This is a genomic window from Streptosporangium sp. NBC_01469, assembly GCF_036227305.1.
Taxonomy (GTDB): Bacteria; Actinomycetota; Actinomycetes; order Streptosporangiales; family Streptosporangiaceae; genus Streptosporangium.
The window spans coordinates 7,630,489-7,649,860 of the sequence record NZ_CP109465.1; the positions used below are offsets into that span (position 1 = coordinate 7,630,489).

General features: G+C 64.1%; 18 protein-coding genes and 1 pseudogene. 9 read left to right on the plus strand and 10 right to left on the minus strand.

Going from position 1 to position 19,372, the window contains the following annotated elements:
* Positions 1 to 281 precede the first annotated feature (281 nt).
* Positions 282 to 1,655 (minus strand): IS1380 family transposase, encoded by a 1,374-nt coding sequence (locus tag OG587_RS33490; protein ID WP_329082445.1) that lies wholly within the window; start codon positions 1,653 to 1,655, stop codon positions 282 to 284.
* A 1,134-nt stretch (positions 1,656 to 2,789) separates the two neighbouring features.
* Positions 2,790 to 3,929, minus strand: a complete 1,140-nt coding sequence (locus OG587_RS33495) for an IS701 family transposase (protein ID WP_329082447.1) — start codon at positions 3,927 to 3,929, stop codon at positions 2,790 to 2,792.
* A gap of 752 nt (positions 3,930 to 4,681) precedes the next feature.
* Between OG587_RS33495 and OG587_RS33500 the strand changes: the two genes are divergently transcribed.
* The 5 genes from OG587_RS33500 (at position 4,682) to OG587_RS33520 (ending at position 9,207) form a co-directional block, all read left to right on the plus strand.
* Positions 4,682 to 5,032 (plus strand): trypco2 family protein, encoded by a 351-nt coding sequence (locus OG587_RS33500; protein WP_329082449.1) that lies wholly within the window; start codon positions 4,682 to 4,684, stop codon positions 5,030 to 5,032.
* A gap of 502 nt (positions 5,033 to 5,534) precedes the next feature.
* Positions 5,535 to 6,848, plus strand: coding sequence for an HlyD family secretion protein (locus OG587_RS33505; RefSeq protein ID WP_329082451.1), 1,314 nt, complete (start codon positions 5,535 to 5,537; stop codon positions 6,846 to 6,848).
* Positions 6,849 to 6,912: 64 nt separating this feature from the next.
* The gene (locus OG587_RS33510) at positions 6,913 to 8,574 is read left to right on the plus strand and encodes a hypothetical protein (protein WP_329082453.1); all 1,662 of its coding nucleotides are present in this window, start codon (positions 6,913 to 6,915) and stop codon (positions 8,572 to 8,574) included.
* A 119-nt stretch (positions 8,575 to 8,693) separates the two neighbouring features.
* Positions 8,694 to 9,014 carry a hypothetical protein gene (locus OG587_RS33515; RefSeq protein WP_329082455.1) on the plus strand — a complete coding sequence of 107 codons (321 nt, stop codon included), beginning with the start codon at positions 8,694 to 8,696 and terminating at the stop codon, positions 9,012 to 9,014.
* Between the two features lie 16 nt (positions 9,015 to 9,030).
* Positions 9,031 to 9,207, plus strand: a complete 177-nt coding sequence (locus tag OG587_RS33520) for a hypothetical protein (protein ID WP_329082457.1) — start codon at positions 9,031 to 9,033, stop codon at positions 9,205 to 9,207.
* Positions 9,208 to 9,593: 386 nt separating this feature from the next.
* Here the strand turns inward: OG587_RS33520 and OG587_RS33525 are convergent, their stop codons facing one another.
* From OG587_RS33525 to OG587_RS33550, 6 genes are all read right to left on the minus strand, one after another.
* On the minus strand, positions 9,594 to 10,094 hold the full coding sequence (locus OG587_RS33525) for a hypothetical protein (protein ID WP_329082459.1): 501 nt from the start codon (positions 10,092 to 10,094) through the stop codon (positions 9,594 to 9,596).
* Positions 10,094 to 10,846, minus strand: a complete 753-nt coding sequence (locus OG587_RS33530; protein WP_329082461.1) for a hypothetical protein — start codon at positions 10,844 to 10,846, stop codon at positions 10,094 to 10,096. Before OG587_RS33530 ends, OG587_RS33525 begins: the two co-directional genes overlap by 1 nt.
* A gap of 125 nt (positions 10,847 to 10,971) precedes the next feature.
* A complete protein-coding gene (locus OG587_RS33535) occupies positions 10,972 to 11,364 on the minus strand; it encodes a hypothetical protein (RefSeq protein ID WP_329082463.1) in 393 nt (130 codons plus the stop codon).
* 118 nt (positions 11,365 to 11,482) lie between these two features.
* Positions 11,483 to 11,728: a tyrosine-type recombinase/integrase gene (locus OG587_RS33540; RefSeq protein ID WP_329094088.1), complete on the minus strand. Its 246-nt coding sequence runs from the start codon at positions 11,726 to 11,728 to the stop codon at positions 11,483 to 11,485.
* A 3-nt stretch (positions 11,729 to 11,731) separates the two neighbouring features.
* Complete coding sequence (locus OG587_RS33545) at positions 11,732 to 12,511, minus strand: hypothetical protein (protein WP_329082464.1); 780 nt, start codon at positions 12,509 to 12,511, stop codon at positions 11,732 to 11,734.
* A gap of 264 nt (positions 12,512 to 12,775) precedes the next feature.
* Positions 12,776 to 13,081, minus strand: a complete 306-nt coding sequence (locus OG587_RS33550; protein ID WP_329082466.1) for a hypothetical protein — start codon at positions 13,079 to 13,081, stop codon at positions 12,776 to 12,778.
* A gap of 195 nt (positions 13,082 to 13,276) precedes the next feature.
* Between OG587_RS33550 and OG587_RS33555 the strand changes: the two genes are divergently transcribed.
* Positions 13,277 to 14,421 (plus strand): IS3 family transposase gene (locus OG587_RS33555; RefSeq protein ID WP_329083762.1). Its coding sequence is split into 2 segments (ribosomal slippage): positions 13,277 to 13,490 and positions 13,490 to 14,421, totalling 1,146 coding nucleotides; the frame shifts between segments, so codons are not numbered across the junction.
* A 40-nt stretch (positions 14,422 to 14,461) separates the two neighbouring features.
* Here OG587_RS33555 and OG587_RS33560 read toward each other — a convergent pair.
* Positions 14,462 to 15,301: an IS5 family transposase gene (locus OG587_RS33560; RefSeq protein WP_329082470.1), complete on the minus strand. Its 840-nt coding sequence runs from the start codon at positions 15,299 to 15,301 to the stop codon at positions 14,462 to 14,464.
* A gap of 461 nt (positions 15,302 to 15,762) precedes the next feature.
* Between OG587_RS33560 and OG587_RS33565 the strand changes: the two genes are divergently transcribed.
* Both OG587_RS33565 and OG587_RS33570 read left to right on the plus strand, forming a co-directional pair.
* Positions 15,763 to 16,602, plus strand: a complete 840-nt coding sequence (locus OG587_RS33565) for an IS5 family transposase (RefSeq protein WP_329082472.1) — start codon at positions 15,763 to 15,765, stop codon at positions 16,600 to 16,602.
* Between the two features lie 33 nt (positions 16,603 to 16,635).
* A pseudogene (locus OG587_RS33570) lies at positions 16,636 to 17,082 on the plus strand (transposase); the annotation flags it as partial.
* A gap of 140 nt (positions 17,083 to 17,222) precedes the next feature.
* Here OG587_RS33570 and OG587_RS33575 read toward each other — a convergent pair.
* Complete coding sequence (locus OG587_RS33575) at positions 17,223 to 17,477, minus strand: helix-turn-helix transcriptional regulator (RefSeq protein WP_329082473.1); 255 nt, start codon at positions 17,475 to 17,477, stop codon at positions 17,223 to 17,225.
* A 143-nt stretch (positions 17,478 to 17,620) separates the two neighbouring features.
* Here OG587_RS33575 and OG587_RS33580 point away from each other — a divergent pair, with 143 nt between their 5' ends.
* Positions 17,621 to 18,988, plus strand: a complete 1,368-nt coding sequence (locus OG587_RS33580) for a hypothetical protein (RefSeq protein ID WP_329082475.1) — start codon at positions 17,621 to 17,623, stop codon at positions 18,986 to 18,988.
* Positions 18,989 to 19,372: the final 384 nt, after the last annotated feature.

Sequence of the window (19,372 nt, forward strand, 5' to 3'; positions counted from 1 at the left end):
GCGGGGACTGGAAACGGGGCAATGAACCTGGCCACGGTCACTGGGGTGGCACAACCGACCGGGAAACCGGCGGAACATGAAGGCCTCAGGCCCTACCGCCAGGAGACGCTACCGCGCCAGTCCTCGACCCTACGTGATCTTTGTGTGGTCGGCTGAGGCATTCGGCTGAGAGTTATTTTCGCGTCTTGGTCAGCGTGGTGGCCCGGCTGTCGCGCCGGGTGGGCGGGGTTCCACGGGCCCGTGGGTGTCCTTTCTGGGGTGGTTGGGCGGATTGGTGCTGGTCAGGTTGGTGCGGGTAAGGCTTGCAGGCGGGTGACGGCGGTGATGATCTGTGGTGCCCAGGGCCAGCGGGTGGCGATGCGCAGCCGGAGCCGTCGGCCGCCGCGGACCAGGCGCCCGGCGATGGCGAACAGGCGCAGTCGCAGACGTTTGGGTTCCCAGCGGCGGGCGGGACCCTCCAGGGCGAGCAGTTGCGTCCACGCGATGAGGTCGCAGGCCAAGGCGACGATCTCGCACCAGATCTGGTTTGGGGCGAAGTCGTGCAGCGGCAGGTTGCGCAGGCCGGTGTCCTTGGCGGTGCGGATGCGGTCCTCGGCTCGGGCGCGGCGGCGATGTCGTAGTTCCAGTTCGGGAAGTTGCCCGCCAGGGGTGTTGGTGACGAAGCACGTGAAGCGGTGTCCGCCGGGGTCGGTGAAACGCGGCCGCGCACCGGGATGCGGGCGTTCTTTGCGGACGATGAGGCGCATCTTGGCGGGCCAGGAGGTGAGGTTGAGCATGGCGGTGATCTCGGCGACCCAGGCGCCGTGCCTTACCTGCCCCTCGGCGTCGTAGGCGGGGGTCCACGCTGTGGCGGGCAGGCGCAGGATCGCCGCTTCGATGTCGTCGGTGATGGTGAAGCCGATGGAGTACTTCAGCCACCGGCCCGGACGCGTCAGCCAGGTGAGGAACTCATGCGTGCCGCCGCCGGAGTCGGTGCGGATCAGGACCTGGCGGCGGCGGATCTTGGGGAGTTGGGCCAAGGCCAGGCGGGTGGCGGTGATGTGGTCGGCGGCGGTGTTGGAGCCGGCGTTGCCCGGCCGCAGCACGATGGCCAGTGCTTCTCCGGTACCGCCGCTGCCGTGGTCGGCGAAGGCGGTCATGGGGTGGAAGCCGAAGGTCTTCTTCCAGGTCGGGGTGGCGTTTTCCTTGTCGGAGTGGGCGATGACGATGGTGGCGTCCAGGTCGATGGGGATCAGGTGGCCGTCGGCTCCGGGCGCGGCCGGTCCGGTCAGGGTCCAGGCGTGTTCGCGGGCGATGGCGCGGGTGGTGCGGATCGCGGTGAGGGCTTTGGTGGTGTCGGTGGCGAGCCGGTCGATCAGCCGGGAGACGGTCGGATCGGAGGCGACGGGGCCGAACAGTTGTGGTTGGGAGCGCAGGGTGGCGATGTCGGCCAGGCAGTCGCCTCCCAGGGCGAGGCTGACGGCGAGATCAGCGATGATCTTGCCGGGGTCGTGGATCGCGCGGGCCGGTCGCCATCGCCGTAGTTGCTCTGAGAGGGCCTGGTCCAGGCCGGTGACGCGCAGTGTTTCCAGTAACAGCAGTGCGCCTGAGTGGGAGATGAGCCCAGAACCGTCGGAAGACATGACGATCTTGGGTCGCGAAGCGGTAGTCTTCACGTGAAAAGTGCCTCTTGAGCTGGTGTGGACGGGACCTTAGATAAGTCCGATCATCCCAGTTCAAAGGCACTTTTCTCATGTAAACGATCAAGGCCGACGATATTCGCCGTGAAAGCCCCAGGTTAGTGAGTCCGGGCCGATAAGTCCTTGGATGTCGGTGGTGCCGGCGAGCCGTTGCCCGCTCTGATGTCCTCACTTGAACGTTCATCAAGCATGGTGTCGTGAGGTCAGGAGCAGCGGGTGGACCAGCGGGGCGGGCAGCGGCCTAAACCGCCTGAGCCAGGCCCTGCTGTCTTATCGCCTGATCGGATGGTCGCCGCCCAGAACGGTGCGCGCGCCTGGGTGGGTCAAGCAGCAGCCGTGTCGGCGCGAGGGCTGGGGTGGGTGACGCCGCGAGCGCTGCTGGCGGGGTTGTGCGCCAGCGCGCTGGCTCCGCTGGCCGTGGTGGAGCCGGACCCAGAGGCGGCGGTAGCCGGGATCCTCGTGCTCGGCTCCGTCGGAGCGAACCTGCTGTCTGATGTCATCGGCGCCTCCCTGATCGCTGCCCGCGCCAGAACCCGAAGCAATATCCAAGCCGACCCACCCCCTCTCAGCGACGGTCCAAGCGACGCTGACAGTGAGGAGGCCGCCGCTGAGCTGGCCGGACGCATACAGCAGGTGGAGCAGGAGCTGGCCGCCCGTTTGGAGGAGATCTTGCACAGCGATGACGCCCGCGCTCAGGCGCTGGCCGAGACGCTGGCTGTGGTGCTGGGCGAGCTGCAGGTCACGCAGGTGGTGATCACAGAGGCGGTCGCCTCCGGCGATGAGCGGCTACTGGAGGAGATGGTCGCGGGATTCGCCGCGCTCGGCGAGCAGACGGCGGCGCTGACGCCGATGCTGGGACGGCTGGACGCGGCGGCCGGCCGGATCCAGCAGACCTTGTATCGCCAGGACGCCGAGCACCGCTTCGACCGCACCCAGCGTCAACGGCAAGAAGCGCTGCTGGTGGTGATGCGTGAGCAGCTGAGCGAGAAGCTGACCGCCCTGGAGCGTCGTCTTCGTACTGAGCCGGGCCCGCTGCCGGAGACCGAAATCCAGGATCGGGGCCGGTGGCGATGGCGGCGGCGGGGTGGTGTGAGCGACGGGGTGTCCATATCAGGGGCTGGCGCCGCTGTGTTCCAGGCTGGTCGTGATGGCCAGCAGCGCGTAGGCGATCATGCTGATCAGGCTCCATCGGTGCCAGGAGGTCCAGCTGGTGACCTGTCCCTGGTCCAGCCCGGTCAGGCCCTTGGCGGCTTGGAAGTCCTCCTCGATCCGCCATCTGCGACACACCATGCTTACCAGTTCGTGCAGTGGTTGGGGCGTGGCTGACCAGCACCGATAGAACGACAGGGTGCCGGTGTAGCGGTGGCGGCGGACCAGCAGGGTGCTCTGCCCGGCCTGGTGGTCGTCGGGAATGTCGTCGGCGAGCACGTCGATCATCGCCCAGTCGCAGTGGCGGTCGCCTTTGGTGCCGCTGCCGGTCCGCAGTCGCTGCCAGGACCGGGTGGGCAGGCGTTTGACCAGGTCGGTGACGGTGGAGGTGTCGGCCGGGGTCCTCACCCGGTGGTCGGTCTTGACGGCGATCACATAGCGGTAGGCCAGGTCGCGGATCGCCGTGCGGGTTTCCCGGCCGCCGTAGACCTCATCGGCGGTGCCCCAGGCGTCGCTGCCGCCGTCGGTGGGCAGGCGGGCGAGCATGTCGACGGCGAGTTGGGGCTTGGTCGCGAACATCACCTCCTCAGGGACCCCAGTCAGCTGGCGGCGTTCCTCGTCGGCTGCCCATGCGCTGGGCAGGAACAGGCGCCGATCGATCAGCGTGTGCCCGGCCGCCGTGGCGTACGACAGATGCACGGCCACCTGGCACAGGCCGACCCCACCCAGCGCGCCGGAGTACTGGCGGGCCGCACCGACGGCATCGGTGGAGGATTTCTCATCGCCGGTCGCATCGACGACGAGCACCATGTTCAGGTCGCCGAGCCGGTCGACCGCCCAAGTGGCGACCCGCTCGCGGACGGCGTCATCCTTCCAGCGGGCCCGGGACAAGAAATGGTGCAGCATGTGCGGGCCGCGGTGACCGATCGCCTCGCTCAGGGTCCAGCAGTTGGCCGTCTCGTTGACCGCCAGCATCGCTTTGATCATGTTCCGGCAGGTCAGCCGGGTTTCTCTGCGTGGGAAGCAGTCGGCGAGCTGGTCCATCAGCCCTTCGAAGCAGACCGGCCAGCGTTCATGCGTTACGGGGACCCCTGCGGCCACCGTATCTGGATTTTTTCTCACAAACGATCAGGATGCTGGTGGCCGTTCTCATGCCCGCAGTCACCCCCGCGATCATCACAGCCTCAAGATCCCGATCTACAGCTGCCGTAATTGATCTGGAGGATGCCGTGCGGGATTGTTCGGACCACGTTCACCGGGCTCAACGGCGCGTCACTTCAGAGATGAACCTGGATTGAGGCTGGCCTCGGAAGCCTGGCCAATGTTCATGGTCAGCGCGCTAGCCTGAGTTTCCCAGCTTTCATGATTGTTTTGCATGTCGGCGTTGCAAATACTGGTATTCGGGCTACTTGAGGTGTATTACCTAGATGTGGCTTCGGTCGTGGGTAAGCGGATCAGCGGGAAGACGTACTACTACCTGGTCGAGTCCGCCCGGATGGACGGCAAGTCGCAGATTGTGTCGTAGCAGTATCTGAGGAGCGCGGAGGAGATCGCGGCGAGATTGGCTGGTGCCCAGTCTGGTGCTGGTATCTGCTCTCAGCACAAGGGATTCGGTGACGTCGCGGCGGTGTGGGGCGTGTTGCAACGCCTTGACGTGGCCGGGATCGCCTTCTTGCTTTTATGACTAAGGACGGAGGACGATTACATCTGGTCCGAATCACATGACTAGTTTCGTGCGCATCAAGTCAGGGAATGAAAGTGATGCGGCGATCACCCACTTCGCTTGTTGCTCAGATTGTGCTTGCCGGCTCGTCATTCGGTGCTTCGGCGGCTAAGGAAATCGGAGGATCGTGATGTCTGAATGGTCTGATGGTCGACTCCGTCTGGCAGAGTATTTGACGGGATTACGCACCGAGCTGAGCAGGTCCCGCGCTGAAGCCGACAAGGACGATCTCAAGTTTGATGTGGATGTGGCCACGCTTGAGGTCGATATTGCGTATTCGCTCGCGCGATCCGAGGAGCCGGAATTTTGGGTGCTTGCGCCGGCACAGCAGGAGGCGAGGGACGAACCGGGATCCGCCAACCGGGACAGGCAGCGCCTCACCGTACGACTAACGCCGTGGCATGACGCAGCGTCGGGTCGCGAAACGTCCGAGCCCGTCTCGGCGACCTTGCCAGACTCCTCTTCTCCGGAAGGTCAATAAGATGGAACAGCAGGGAAAGAGCCCGGACCTGATTGGGACTTTCCGAAGAGCTGGATGCGGTCCTCTAAGCAGATATTCAATGGGTCGACGATATTCATCAGCACCCATATGCTTCACCATCCCCATCGCTCCTATCCTCGCCTACCGGAGCGCTTCGGGATGGATTCGATGAGACTCGGAGAGCCAAACGACCTTTGGAATTCATCGGCTTACTCGGTCACAGTGCGTGGGCTGAGATACCTCTGGGGATCAGCCGGAATCACCCAAAATCTGACATTCGAAAATCCGTTAATCCTCCACGTCGCGAACGATCGCGCGGGGGAGCCGGTCACGATCGGAACGCAGGTCGCAGCCGGAGCCAAGACAGACTTGGGAACGCTTCAGCCAGGTGAATACCTGTCGCTTCCGGTGAACGACATTTCGGGCGTCTACGCCGACTGCGCTCTCGATTCAATCGTGCACTGTTTGATTTACTGAGAATTCGCATGAAGGGAACGTCTCAATGGGCACTGCAAACGCTATTTCCATGATCGCGCAGCCGGTGCACGGATCTTACCTTTGCTTCGAAATTGGCGGCATTCTGAATACTTTCGATATCCATTTGGGCGACACCGTGAAAGCTATTCCGTATGACAAGCTTGCCTACTTGGTGAAGGCCTCAGGAACAATCGCTGGAGACCCTTCTCGTCTCGTATGCGATACAAACGGCGTTCTAAGTATCATTCAGCCGTTCTTGGTAGCCTCGCTTCGGAACGAGGACAGAAAAGCTTCTCTGGATAGCGCCGTCAATTCTCGACAGAATATCTATTTCTCGAAGCATGCGAATGCGAGTTCCCTGATTTCAACAATCAAGGGGTCTTACGACAAAGGGTCGCCAGCCTCGAATCCCAACCTGCTCGATCGGTTAAGCGACCTCGCGAACCAACAGCTGGGGGAACTGGACGAGGCTTATAGGACGGACGAGCGAACAGGCGTTGTGAAATCGACAAGCAGCTGCACTGTGTTAAAAACCGGAGGTAAAACCGGTTCGAATCGCGCCAGTAAATTTTACCAGGAAAGTGTGGGCCTATATACTGACCGTGGAACGGAGGTTCCTCGCCCCCTCCCAATCCCGTGGGAGGGGCACCCGGACCACATGTGGAGCGGATATCAGCCACGCTTCACCTCGTCTGAAAAAACCGGCGCGCCGGTGACAACGGGGGTCAATTTTGAAGAAACCAAGGGCTACAACAATGTGAAAGGAACGCAGTCCACAAACCATGTCGACTACGAATACCGAACTCCTTATATAGAAGCGCACGCGCGCGCTCTCCGTGCGCAAATCAGCCTAACAAATCAGCAATTTGCAGCATACATGTTCTCGCAGAACATTCCCTATTTGGAAACAATCTTTGCAAACGAACTTGGATCGGTAGACAATGATGTCTACCAACTTCAAATCGCGTTGTTACGGTCGTTTCTTATCTCGCCCATTGAGGGCGTTGTAACCGGTGTCTACAAGGGCCTAGGCGAGGCAGTGAACGCCGGTGAACCCGTGATCCGCGTCGAAGATAACAGCCTCGTCCATTTGTTGGCTAACCTTGTACATGTCGGTCCGATCCTGATTGGAGCGACCGCGACCTTGACAACGATGTTGGCGGGCGCTGGGAATCCAACAACATCCTTAAATGGGACCGTCGTTTCTGCGCGGGGACTGGATAGCGGCACGCGATGGGAAGTCATCATTAGGGTTAATAACGTTGACGCTGGTGGACAATACGTTCTTCCACTTGGCTACGTATTTGACCCGGAATACACAGACATTTCCATAGCATAATGCGACATGATCCGGGGCTGCTTAGTGCTGCCCGTAGAGAAGCTTTCGACGCGAGGAGAGTCTTATGTCTGGTGAGGGTGAGGGCGGCGGGGGAGGCGGCTACACTAGTACTGGATCAGGAGACTTTGGCGGGGGCGACATCGGCGCCATTCTTGGCTATTTGAATCATCAGAGTTTTGGCACAGACGGGGACCTCACCGGCAACGCAGGCTTCAGCGGCGATAACACCGGCCCCGTTGGCTCCAAGGTGCCAGAAAAGGACCAGGATCTCTCAGTCACGCCGATCGATGCCCTAACGATACCACCGTGGGAAATACGTGGAAAGCCGTATATACGGGACAGCCAGAACGACCGGTCTTGGGTAATCGGACCATACGGTGGCATGGGTGGACAGGCTCTTCTCGCTTTCGTCGGCGAAGAGGTCGATGCCTTTTCTGGCCTGCGTTTTGGCATAGACAATCCCGATCCCTTCACGGGTTTCCCTGCCTCTGATCCTTTTATCGGTGAATGGCCGGATCGTGCGAGAAACGTGACGGCGCCGTTCGCGGCTCTTCGGCAAACTAACCTGCTGTCGTCCCCTGACCTGCTGGCCGACAACGATGTGACGACTTGTAATCCCAACCGGACGTCATGCCTGCCGGAGGCGAAGAGCGACGCCAATCAATCCAGCCTTGCAACCTTGATCCAGGCCGACATGGACGAAAGCTATGTCGCGATCCAGGCCGTCATGGAGGGCAGGACGAAGATCGTCGGCGATACCGAAGTCGACATGCAGAAGATGGCCTCAACCGCCGCGCAGGTGGCGCGCAGCGACGAATACAAGCTCGGATTCATCGTCAACCAGCTGCGCGACCATCCACTCGAAATTCAGCACTCCGCTGTTCTCACTGGTCTGGGGCACTTAGTTGTGGGCAGCGCCGCTATGACGGCCTCGGGTTTCATCATCTACGGCTCCGGCGGCCTCGCGTTGCCGCTGGTTGGCGCAACAGGATTCGCCGCAGGCGCTGGCGAGGCTTTCTCGGGTTTGGCATTGGCCGCAAGTGGCGCGGACAGTACCGAAACGGTTCGAATGAGCGGTCAGCTCGACTATGTTTTTGCGCTGACATCGTCGCCCACCTCGCTGGTATTCGGAACCACTGGACTCGTCCTGAGCGGCGGGGATGTCGGCATATCCCATCGGTTTGCCATCGTCGGCGGCATTGCGGAAGGCATGACAGCCTTCCGCAGCGACCCTTCCAAGCTCTACTCGACCCTGTTGCCAGGCGTAGGAACGAAGACCGAAAAAGCCGCCTCTGCCCTTCTAGTCAAGGACGTGGCTGCGCTCGGCCACACGGGGGTGAGCGAAAGTATCAGCGTGGCTGCCGCGAAGCTGAACAGAGATTTCACGGTCGCTGATCTCCTGGGGATCGAAGCCTTCCGCGAGGAAATGGCGAGCACGGGCAGACTCGATCTCGCAGGTATAGCGGGTCATGAAGCGGCCGGAGCAGCGCCGCGCGGAGTGGATTTCTTCAAATACAATGGCGCTTTCCAGCAGGAGCTGAAGTTTCACGGTCCCTACACACCCCTTTACAGTCTCTTACTCGACAAGGCTTGGAACCAGAGCCTCACCTACAGCATCAAGTACCAAATGGAGACCCTCGCACGTGGTGGGGTGCAGTTAGTTCCTCTTCGATCAGTCAAGCATATATGGGTCAGCCCGACCGAGGCCATCAGACTCATACGATAGCCGAGCGCCGGCCGCAACCGCGTCGGAACACCGCACTAGAGTCGTCGCATTTTGACGATTCCGATCGATTCGAGTGCGGGTTTCACCCGATGAGATGACCAAGGGAAAAGGAGCACGCCGTGTCGCAATCGATTCGAATCCTCTACCGCAACCAGCGGGGCCGGATATGGCATAATTTTAACTGGGGTTCAATTACAAAGCGGTCGGCAGTTATTGTCACCGCGGCGGAGTGGTCCGCCGGACGGGACCCTTTCGACGCGACAGGCCGGCCAAATCCTGGCGACGCGGACGTCTATGTAACCAATATTGGCCCTCATGATCCGGAAGGTGATACCGGCGGCGTCGAGTTTTGTCTGCACGTCGATTGGCGCAGTCCTTTGCACGTGCAGGTGACGATCACCGTTCTCGACCCGATCGAGGATTTTATGGTTGTAGAATAGGTTGCTTTGGCCCGGCGTGAGCGGGTTCCTGCTCAAGGTCTCGCCGCCCGAGCAGTTCGTCGCGGCGGTCCGCACGGTGGCGGCGGGCGGTGGTCTGCTCGACCCTGCGGTCACGCTGCGTGTCATCGAGTCCTTCGCCGCAGCGTCGTTGCCGCGGACCTGTACCGCGCCAAATCGAGATCGGGGCCCGTGAGCTGTGTATTCACGGGTGAGGTCACGCGGCGCGACGGTGCTCGTTGATCGCGCCGCCAAGGATGCGTCGGCAGCGTACGAGCGTGGTGCCAGTCGGACGAGAGGCTCAGGCGGACGCGATCCGCCACCGCCCCACTCTAGGGCTCTCAGCCGTGTCGCCGCCACAGGCCCGACTGGCTGAGCAGGAGGCCGGCTCGCTGAGCGCGGCGCGCTCGGCGGCACTCAGCCAGCGCCGCACCCCCGAGGCGGGCCGCTCGACGACTCCGGAGCAGAACTCCAGAAATAGAGCAGCGAAGTTCACCCAGAACAGCGCCGCGAGATGCCCCGGCGGCAGGCTATCGCGCCGGGCCCTGGCCGGGCAGCGCCGGGAGGTTGCCGATGCTCTTGCTACTGCTCCTCGCCCGGGGCCGCCGCGGGCAAGGGCTCCACGGTGCTGCCGTCCAGTTGGGCGCGAGCGTCGACGGCGTGCCCGTTGCAGACTGGCTGCCTGGTGCCGTGCCGATCGCGCACCATCCAGCGGATGGGCTCGGGACACGGCAGACTCCGCCGGTCGGACTCCCAGGTGCGTGCGCAGGCGAAACACCCGGTCCAGCGGCCGCTGGGGATCAGCGTGTTGCCATGCTCGGGGCATACCCCCCAGGCGACGCCACAGGCCCCGTCAGGCCGGCCAGTGATCCGCGCCAGGTCCGATGCGGTGATCAGCAGGTCGTCGGCGAGACGCTGCAGCGTGCCAGGGAGGCCGAGCAGGCGAAACGATCGGCGCCGTACCTCCGTGTCTTCCTCGTCGTGCAGCAACTGGTGGGTGGCGTCGACGTCCGCGGCGAGCGTCTGCGCGCGGTCGGCCAACTCGCGCAGCGACGCGGGCGTGACCGGCGGCGTAACTGCCATCAGATCCCTCGCCGGTCGTTGAGCCGCACGGCCATCTCCCGAGCCAGCTGGCCAAGGGGCTCGCCCGGGTAGGTGCCCGCAAGCTCGTCCAGCAGGGCGGCCACCACGAACGCCTCTCCCCCGTCGAGAAGCGGGAGCCGGTCGGTGTTCTCCTCCCGGCCCATCCACTGGCGCAGGAAGTTCTCGTAGTCCGCGCGGGAGATGGGGCGCCCACTCGGGTCGATCGCCGCGGCGGTGACGGGCGGAGCCGCAGGGAAGGCGTACAGGCCGGCTCTGCGTCCGGCCCGCAAAAACCGCACGGCGTCCGACATGGCTTCACTGCGTTCCTCTGCGGTCAACTCCTGCCAGGACAACGCGGTGGAGTGCACGTCTTCGGTGGCGATCTGGTGACGGGCCATGGCGAGCCGCTCGGCGTCCTCGCGCTCGGTAGCGTCGGCGTAGGCGACGTTGACCATGAGGTGGACCTGTCGGCTGGCGCGGCCGGTGCCCTCGCAGTGCGCACACTGGTCGGGTCCTCCGCCCGCCGCACAGCGGCGGGTCGCAGTCTCGGCCTGCACCAGATCCCGCAGCATCGCCAGCTGGCTGAGGCGCAGCGCCATCGCACGCAGCTGATGCCCTGTCCCACGATCGTGGATCACCAAAGTCAGCTCCGGGGGATCTCCTTGCGGCGGGCGAGAGTCGGCCGAGCCGGTGTGCAACAGCTCGCGGAGTACTTCGGTCAGCTCGTGGATCACGCTGGCGTGGTCGCTCACGGGGATCTCCTAGTCGGGCATGTCCCGGCGATTCTGATAGTTACAGAAAGTTACGTGTGGTCGTGGCGCCGGGAGTGGGGGGCTACCAGGAAAAACTCTGCTCATTGGGGCCGGTGACGCAAGCGTCACCGGGCTATCCGCTCAATCGCCGGGCCGTCCCAGCCGTCGCGGACCAGGCCGGTACACCGCACGGCCAGATACCCCTCGATCTCGCGGGGCGTCCCGGTGAACACCAAATGATCCTCCGTAAGGATCTCCTCGGCGGGGGGTTCGACCCACGGGCACGCGCCCTCCCAGGAGATCGCGGAGCGCCGCTCTTCGCGAACGATGCCGTTGTCGACGGTGATGATCAAGGTTGCCGCGAAGGTGATGGCCGATCGGCTCTTCAGCACGATCCGCCGCCCGATCTCTTCGGGGCCAGCGTAGACGTATCTGGTTACTCCGGTTTCGTCGCGTTCACGGGGCGGCCGAAGGTGCTCCGGCCGGGCCCGGCCCGACAGGGGTGTCTCACGGGTCACGGGGTCTCTCCTCGGGTTACGCGCGGGCCGCCCCGGTGTCCCGGGCCGGCCTGTCTCACTCCATCTGAGGCAGTCTCATCCAAGCCTCCTCGCTCAGGGTGCAGAGAGAATTCTCCATTCACCAGCCGTAACTCTTTTGCAGCTTGTGAATCGGGTGGTCGGCGCCCACCACCTCGTCGCGCCTCCAGTACCGCAAGGTGGTGTCGGACGAGGCATGCTGCACGATGACCTGCACCTCCTGCACGGGAAGTTCCTCCAGCAGGCGAGTGATGGCAGTGGCCCGCAGCATGTGCGGGTGGAGCTTCGCAGCACGCGCCTCGGGGATGCCGCCGGCGCGGGCTGCTTGGCTTAGCCCGGTGGAGATCCATCAGCGGTCGACCGAAGAGCCGTCGTCCTGGGTGAACAGCGGCAGATGGCGGGCGCGCTGACGTAAAGGCGCGATCAAGGCCGCGGTGGCTGGCGGCACCGGCAGCTTGTGGTGGGTTCCGCCTTTGACCCGGATGGTGACGATGGTGTGCGTGCCATGACCGTCGGCGTCTGGTTGTTCGGTGATGTCGCCGACGGTGAGGTGCTGCAGTGATCCGGCTCGTGCTCCGAGCGCGGCACCCAGAGCCACCGCCGCGGCGCGGGCCGGGTCGATGAGGGCCAGCTTCATGACGCCGTCTCGCAAGGCGATCTGCTCGGTGCGGCTGAGCGGCAGGGTGCTGCCCTTGCGGGAGACCGGCGGCACCGATACCGCCTCGGCCGGGTTGTCAGCGATGACCTTCCGCCGGCGGGCATAGCGGTAGAAGCTCTTGAGGTTGTTGATTCGTTTGGCAACGGTCGCGGGCCCGAGCGGTTTACCGGGAATGCGTACTCCGGCCGACAGGGTGCCGGTAGCGGCGGCGTCCTGGTAGGCGACCAGGTGATCCTCGGTGACCGCCAACAGGCCGAGCCCCGGGGCAGCGCCCTCCAGCCACAGCAGAAACGCCGCCAGCGCCTCCAACCTGGTCTGGCGGGTACTGGCCGCTGTCGAATCGTTGAGCCAAGCCGCGGCGACCGGCCACGCCTCCTTCTCCAAGGCGTCGACCCGATCGACGGCGGCCGCGGAGACCTCCCCGCCGTCGCCACGCTGGCGGCGCGGTCGCAGCCCGGCGATCTGCCCCACGCTGTGCACTAGCGGAGCAGAGGCCGGCTCACCTCAGCGGCGACGCGACGGCTCAGCGTCCCTTCGGCTTCGCCGCCGGGGGCATGCCCTCGCGCAAACTGGCCGGGCAACTCCGGGGACCGCCGCCCGGCGGCCCCAGGCGGGGAAACCTCATGGGGCAGATACACCGCGGTGGGCTCGATCGGCGCGCTGCTCATAGGAGTTCCTCCCTCAGCCGAGTGCCCGGTACCTGCGCTCGGAGACCTCGGGGGTGTTCGCGCGACTTCACGGTGCTTCGGCCGGGAGAAGCGCGTTGATACGGTCTTCGTCGGCGCGCACTCGTGCGCGTTCTTGGGCCTCAGCCTCACCCGTGTGAGCCAAGGGGATACGGCAGCAGGCTACGCGAACCCGCCCCAGGCGATCAGGATTGGGCTTCAGCCGCCAGTTGGCCGTGGCGGGGCTGTCGAGGATCTCCTCAAAGCTCGCGCGCGGGTCGGCGTCGACGTAATGGCTGCTGATGCAGGCGGTCAGCCGGATAGCGGTCTCCGGCTTTCGGAGGTGGGGAAACTCCTCAGCCAGGGCGTCCACCACCGCGGTGGCGTACGCGAGGCCCCGCTGCTGCGCGCGCTTCTTCCCTATCCGCCACCTCAGAGGGCGTTTGATTTGCGTTGTTTGCCCTAGTGGAGTTGGCCCGGTTTGGTGGACACCTGACCTCTGGGGAACCCTGGTTCCCGAAAGAAGGAGTTCACTGTGCCGAACAACTATCCGCCGGAGTTTCGCCGGCAGATGGTGGAGCTGGTGCGCGCGGGACGGTCGCCGGAGGAACTCGCCAAGGAGTTCGAGCCCTCCGCGCAGTCGATCCGTACCTGGGTGCGCCAGGTCGACCTCGATGATGGCCGCCGCCAAGACGGCCTGACCAGCGCTGAGAAGGACGAGCTGGTCCGGCTGCGCCGTGAGAACAAGATCCTCCGCGAGGAGAAGGAGATCTTGCGTAAGGCCGCGGTTTTCTTCGCGCGGGAGACGGATCGGCCGAGATGAAGTACCGGCTGATCGATGCGGAGAAAGACCACCACGATGTCTCCCTGCTGGCCCGGGTGCTGGGTGTGTCGCGCCAGGGCTACTACGCCTGGGCCAAGCGCGGCCCGTCCACTCGCGCCTGTCGTGATGCCGAGCTGACTGAGAAGATCCACCGGCACCATACGGCCTCTGATGAGGTGTATGGGGCGCCGCGCATCCACGCCGACCTGCGTGAGATCGACGGGGAGAAGGTGGGCCGCAAGCGAGTGGCCCGGCTGATGCGTGCGGCCGGGCTGGCCGGTGTCTCCCGGCGTAAGGGCTGCCGCACGACGATCGCGGATCGGCGGGCTGCAGCCGCGTCGGACCTGGTGAAGCGGAAGTTCGAAGCGGACGAGCCGAACCGGATCTGGACGGCCGACATCACGTATGTGCCGACCTGGCAGGGTTTCGTTTATCTCGCTGTGGTCTTGGACGTGTTCTCCAGGCGGATCGTCGGCTGGGCGATGGCCGACCATATGCGGACTGAGCTGGTGACCGACGCGCTGGCGATGGCGATCCATCAGCGCCGCCCCAGCGCCGGGGTGATCCATCACAGCGACAAGGGCAGCCAGTACACCTCGATCGCCTTCGGCCAGCGATGCGAGCAGGCAGGAGTTCGCCCCTCGACGGGTAGGACCGGGACGTGCTTCGACAATGCGATCACGGAGAGTTTCTTCGCCTCGCTGGAGTGTGAGCTGATCGACCGGCGGACCTTCCGTACCAGATCAGAAGCCGAACGGGCCGTGTTCGCCTACATCGAGGGCTTCTACAACCCACGCCGCCGCCACTCCGCGAACGGCCAGCTCAGCCCCACCGAGTACGAACGCCGACACGCCCTTAAGAGCATTCAAGAAGACGGCTATGCTGCCGCGTAGCCGAAAGCCCTGACGTGTCTACTGAACCGGGGCAACTCCACTAGTACGTCCCTCGCCAGGTTGGTGTGGCTTCGTTGGTTATGCGCTTGCTGGTGTTGTCGATCATTGCGATGTGGATCATGGCTTCGGAACTGGCGGGTAGGGTCTCGTAGTCGCGGGCCAGGCGGCGGTGGAGCATCAGCCAGCCGAACGTCCGCTCGATGACCCAGCGGCGTTTGAGGACATGGAAGCCCTTGATGTCGGAGTTGCGGGGAACGACCTCGGCGTCGATGCCCAGAGCGGCGGCGTGTTCGGTGAACTGGTTCTTGAATCCGGCGTCGATCCAGGTCTTGGTGAGCGTGGGGTGGTCGGCTTTGGCCTGGTCCAGCACCTGCATACCGGCTTGATTCTCCGAGACCGAGGCGGCGCAGACGGTGACCGCCAGGAGCAGGCCGAGCGCGTCGGTCGCGACGCTGCGCTTGCGACCCACGATCTTCTTGGCCGCGTCCGTGTCCTGGGTCGTGGTCGGCGGGTTGGTGGAGGTCTTCACGCTCTGGGTGTCGATGACCGAGGCCGTCGGCTCCGCGTCGTGCCCGGCCTTCACCCGGGCCAGGCCGGTCAGATCCTGGTTGAGCCGCGCGAACATGCCCTCGTCGCGCCAAGCGGCGTAGTAGGAGTAGACGGTGGCGTGGGGCGGGAAGTCGTGCGGCAGGTACTTCCAGGCGATTCCCGTCCGGTTGACGTACAGGATCGCGTCGAAGATGTCACGGAGGTCTGTAGGGGCAGGGGCTCCAGTGGGACGTCGGTCGAGCCGGACCTGCCGCCAAGCGGTCAGGGTCGGTTCGATCAGCGACCAGCGGGCGTCAGAAAGATCGGAAGGGTACGCGCGTCGGGGGGACATACCCGAGCCTTACGCTTCGACCGCCATGGCTCTCCGCACCTGTCGAAACACGGCGCGTCCCGGGCAAGTCCACGCCAGACGGAATCTGGGTTAGGTCATCTAACGAAATGGACATCGAAGCGATCTCGCCTCGGCACATAGATGCACAGATTCCAGATGAACCCGCGCGAATGCTCCACTGGACATAAGCATCTAAGCCCTACAGTCCATGCCAAAACGCCCTCTTAGAGGGCGTTTATCTACGTTCTCTGGGGAGACGTCGCCTTTGAGGTTACTGATTTTTGGGGTGCTTCGTCCTGTAGAAGTGCATTTATGCGGTCCGCAGTGGCGACCGGAGCGCCCATTTGATTGTCATATGTAGCTCCGATTCCGTCTGGTTTATAGATGGCCCAGAAACTCCCAACCCGTCGTGGGGTGTCGAGGGGCATCGCCGATCATGCATTTCATGTAAAAGTTTTGCCATGACTGAACGGAAACCATACCCCAGCGATCTATCCGATGCCCGCTGGGCCTTAATCGAGCCCACCTTAACCGCCTGGCGGCAGGCCAGACTCGATCGCCGGCCCACCGGTCAACCGGCCTCGGTCGAACTACGAGAGGTCTTCAACGCGATCCTGTATATCAACCGCACGGGCATCGCCTGGAAATACCTTCCCCACGACTTCCCGTCGTACAACACCGTCTACGCCTACTATGCAGCCTGGCGCGATGAAGGAATCCTCGCACAGCTCAATTACGAGCTGACCGGGCTGGCCCGCGTCAAGGAAGGCCGCAAGGCCGAACCGACCGCGTGCGTAATCGATACCCAGAGCGTGAAGACCTCCACCAACGTGCCCCTCACCAGCCAAGGAACCGACGCAGGGAAGAAGATCGTCGGCCGCAAGCGAGGCATTGCCACCGACACGCTCGGCCTTATCCTCGCCGTGGTGGTCACCGCTGCCAGCCTCTCCGACAACGCCATCGGAATACGGCTACTTGACGAGGCCAAAGACACCCACCCGGCGATATCTAAAACCTGGGTCGACACCGGATTTAAAAACGCTGTGATCGAGCATGGAGCAAAATTGGACATTGACGTCGAGGTCATATCCAGAAAGGCCGAGCCCCGCGGCTTTCACGTCGTCAAACGCCGATGGGTTGTCGAACGCAGCCTGGGCTGGCTCATGCTGTACCGCCGATTAACCCGCGATTATGAGACCCTCCCCGCCAGCTCCCAAGCCATGATCCACATCGCATCGATCAACAACCTCACCAAGCGCATAACGGACGAGAGCACCCCAACCTGGCGAGGCACTTACTAGGACATAAGCCGCAATCTACTCAAATCAAATGCCCTCTTATATCGCTACATCACCCAGGGCCGCGCCGAAGGCAACCGCCCGCCCATCTCACCGCGCCACCTGGCCCGGCTCCTGCTCACCCGGCCCGGTAACCTCACCGGCAAGCAGCAGAACCTGCTCGACGAGCTCACCGCCACCTGCCCCGAGATGACCGACTTGGCCGGGTTGGTGCGCGCCTTCGCCGACCTGCTCCGACCGCGCGAGGACAACGCCGACCGCCTCGACGAGTGGATCACCGCCGCCCGCGCCGCCGAACTCCCTCACCTGCACGCCTTCACCCGCGGCCTCGACCAAGACCGCGACGCCGTCCGGGCTGCCGTCACCTTGCCTTTCCATAACGGCAGCACCGAAGGCGTGAACACCAAGACCAAGCGCATCATGCGCCAGATGCACGGCCGCGCCGGATTCGACCTCCTTCGCCACCGCATCCTCTTGGCCTAACGCTCCGTCACCACCGAAAGAGAGACAGAGCCGAAAACCGTACAGTCCCTATTTGATCTTCATTCCGATGCTAAGGCGGACTTTGATAATGATCGATGTGGTGGCGCTGCAGGCTGTCGTGATCGCCGAAGAAGGGGGCTTTACTCGTTGGGTGAGACGCCGTGTGCGATGAACAGTTCCTTGATTGGAATGTCGAGGGCGTCGGCGATCTGGAAGACGTTGTCCAGCCGGGGGCTGTACATGCCGTTCTCGATGCGGTTGATGGTTTTGCGGTCGACCTCGGCGAGTTCTCCGAGGCGTTCCTGGCTGAGTCCTTGACCTTCCCGCACGTCGCGCAGCCGCAGGCCGAACTGTCTGCGCAGCTCAGCGAGGCGTGGCGTGATCGGGGCGGGCACTTACCCACGGTGACGTGCATGATCCTCAAAGGTCTGTACCAAGTTTGGTACATATCACGGAGGGTGATCAGCGCCCGCCCCCGCCCAGCCGGGAAGCTGACGGCGACCCCTTTGCTCACCTCGGCAAACCTGAAGAGGCAACCATGATCACAACGGAGTCGCGTCGCCCCGCACGAACGGCCCCTTTGCCGCGCCGCAACCACCACGGCGGCCACTCACCCGCCTGGCTGCTGGTCCAAGCCGCCCAGCTGTCGTGGGAGATCAACTCCATCCTGTCCCTCATCCACGGCGCACGCCTCAACCTCACCGAAGAGCTCTCCATCCAGCACGAAGCGACCCAAGCCCTGATCAACGCCGCCCACGCCGGCGTCATCGTCGAATCCCGCCTGCCGCTGGCCCCCTCCTGGAGCAGCGGGGTGCCACGCCCGCGCTCGGTGTTCGCCCAAGCCCGCGAGGCCGGCAGCGACCCGCAGGCGGTCATCCCGGAGATGTACGCCCCCGCCAAACCCGACATCCCCGCCGAACACCTGCAGGCGCTGAGCGAGGCCTCTCGCCCCGACCTCTTCCCGCACGCCCAGTGCTCCGGTGTCAACCTCAAAGGGGTGCGCTGCGCCAAGCGCATCTTCACCGGCATCGGCGCCGAGCACTGCCACGTGCATCTGACCACCGCCGAACAGCAGCGGCGCGAGCAGCTGCGCGCCGCCCGCGACAAGGTCCGCCAGGCCGAAGAAGACGCCATCGAGTGCCAGCGGGTGACCTTGGCCCACGACTGGATCGACCGCTACGGCCGCCGCCCCCACCGAGTGGAGCTGCCCACGCTGCCATCGCGGCCGCATCAGATCACCCTCACCCACCCCGGCATCCCGCGGCCGGCGGATGCGCCTCATGCGGTCATCGGGGTGTACGAGACCGGCTGGCTGGCGATCTGCCCCCGCGCCGGTGAGATCATCCGGGCCTTCCTTGACGCCCCGCACACCTCAGTGCAGGAGATCGCCGCACACGCCGCGGCCCAGACCCCTGGACGATGGGACGACGGCGAGCAGTGGCTGACCTCCTGCGTCTGGGACGGCATCCAGCCGCCCCTGGACTGCATACCGGCTGCCGGTGAGATGCCCGAGTTGGACGAATACCCCGGCATTTACACGTTGCGGCTGCAGATGATCGGCGATGAACGCAGTTGGGCCCACTGGGACAGCGGATTCTCCGCACTGGTTCAAGCTTGCGGCCACCCGGAGGTGGAAACCATGGCGGATCTGCTGGCGTTCTGGCAGCACGTGGGCATCCTGACCCAAACCCAAACCCAAAGCACCGACACCGACTCGTGCGCCGAGCCACAGCTGATGATCGGGACAACGGTGCGCTCGCCCTGGCGGGTCCTGCACGCGGCGGGGCACCCCGAGGCTCCATACGCGCTAATGGGGGCGGTGCGCTTCCTGACCGAGGTGGCCACCCCGTGGGATCGCGAGATCTCTCCGGGGGAGGTCTTGGAGTTGGCCCGCGTCGCCATATAGAGGTGCACTGCGGGCATTGCACTAGGTTCTGTTTTGTGGATCGTCTGAGCCAGATCAGTAGGCAGGCGATGGTCACGGCCGATCGGCAGTGGGCGGCGAGTTTGTCGTAGCGGGTCGCGATGCCTTTGAAGTGCTGAGCCGATTGAAGCAACGTTCGACGACGTTGCGCCGCTTGTAGCGGATCGGGGCAAAGGCGTGGCGGCGGTGTCCGCGGCGAACTCGTCCGGCCACTTGATCGGCGCGCTCGGATATGGTCGCGCCGATCCCGCGTCAGCGTAGGTAGGTGCGGATGGCGCGGGAGCTGTAGCCCTTGCTGGCGGTTACATGAGTGGGACGAGTGCGTGGTCCGCCGGCGCGGGGCACGCGGAGGCCTGCATCACGGCC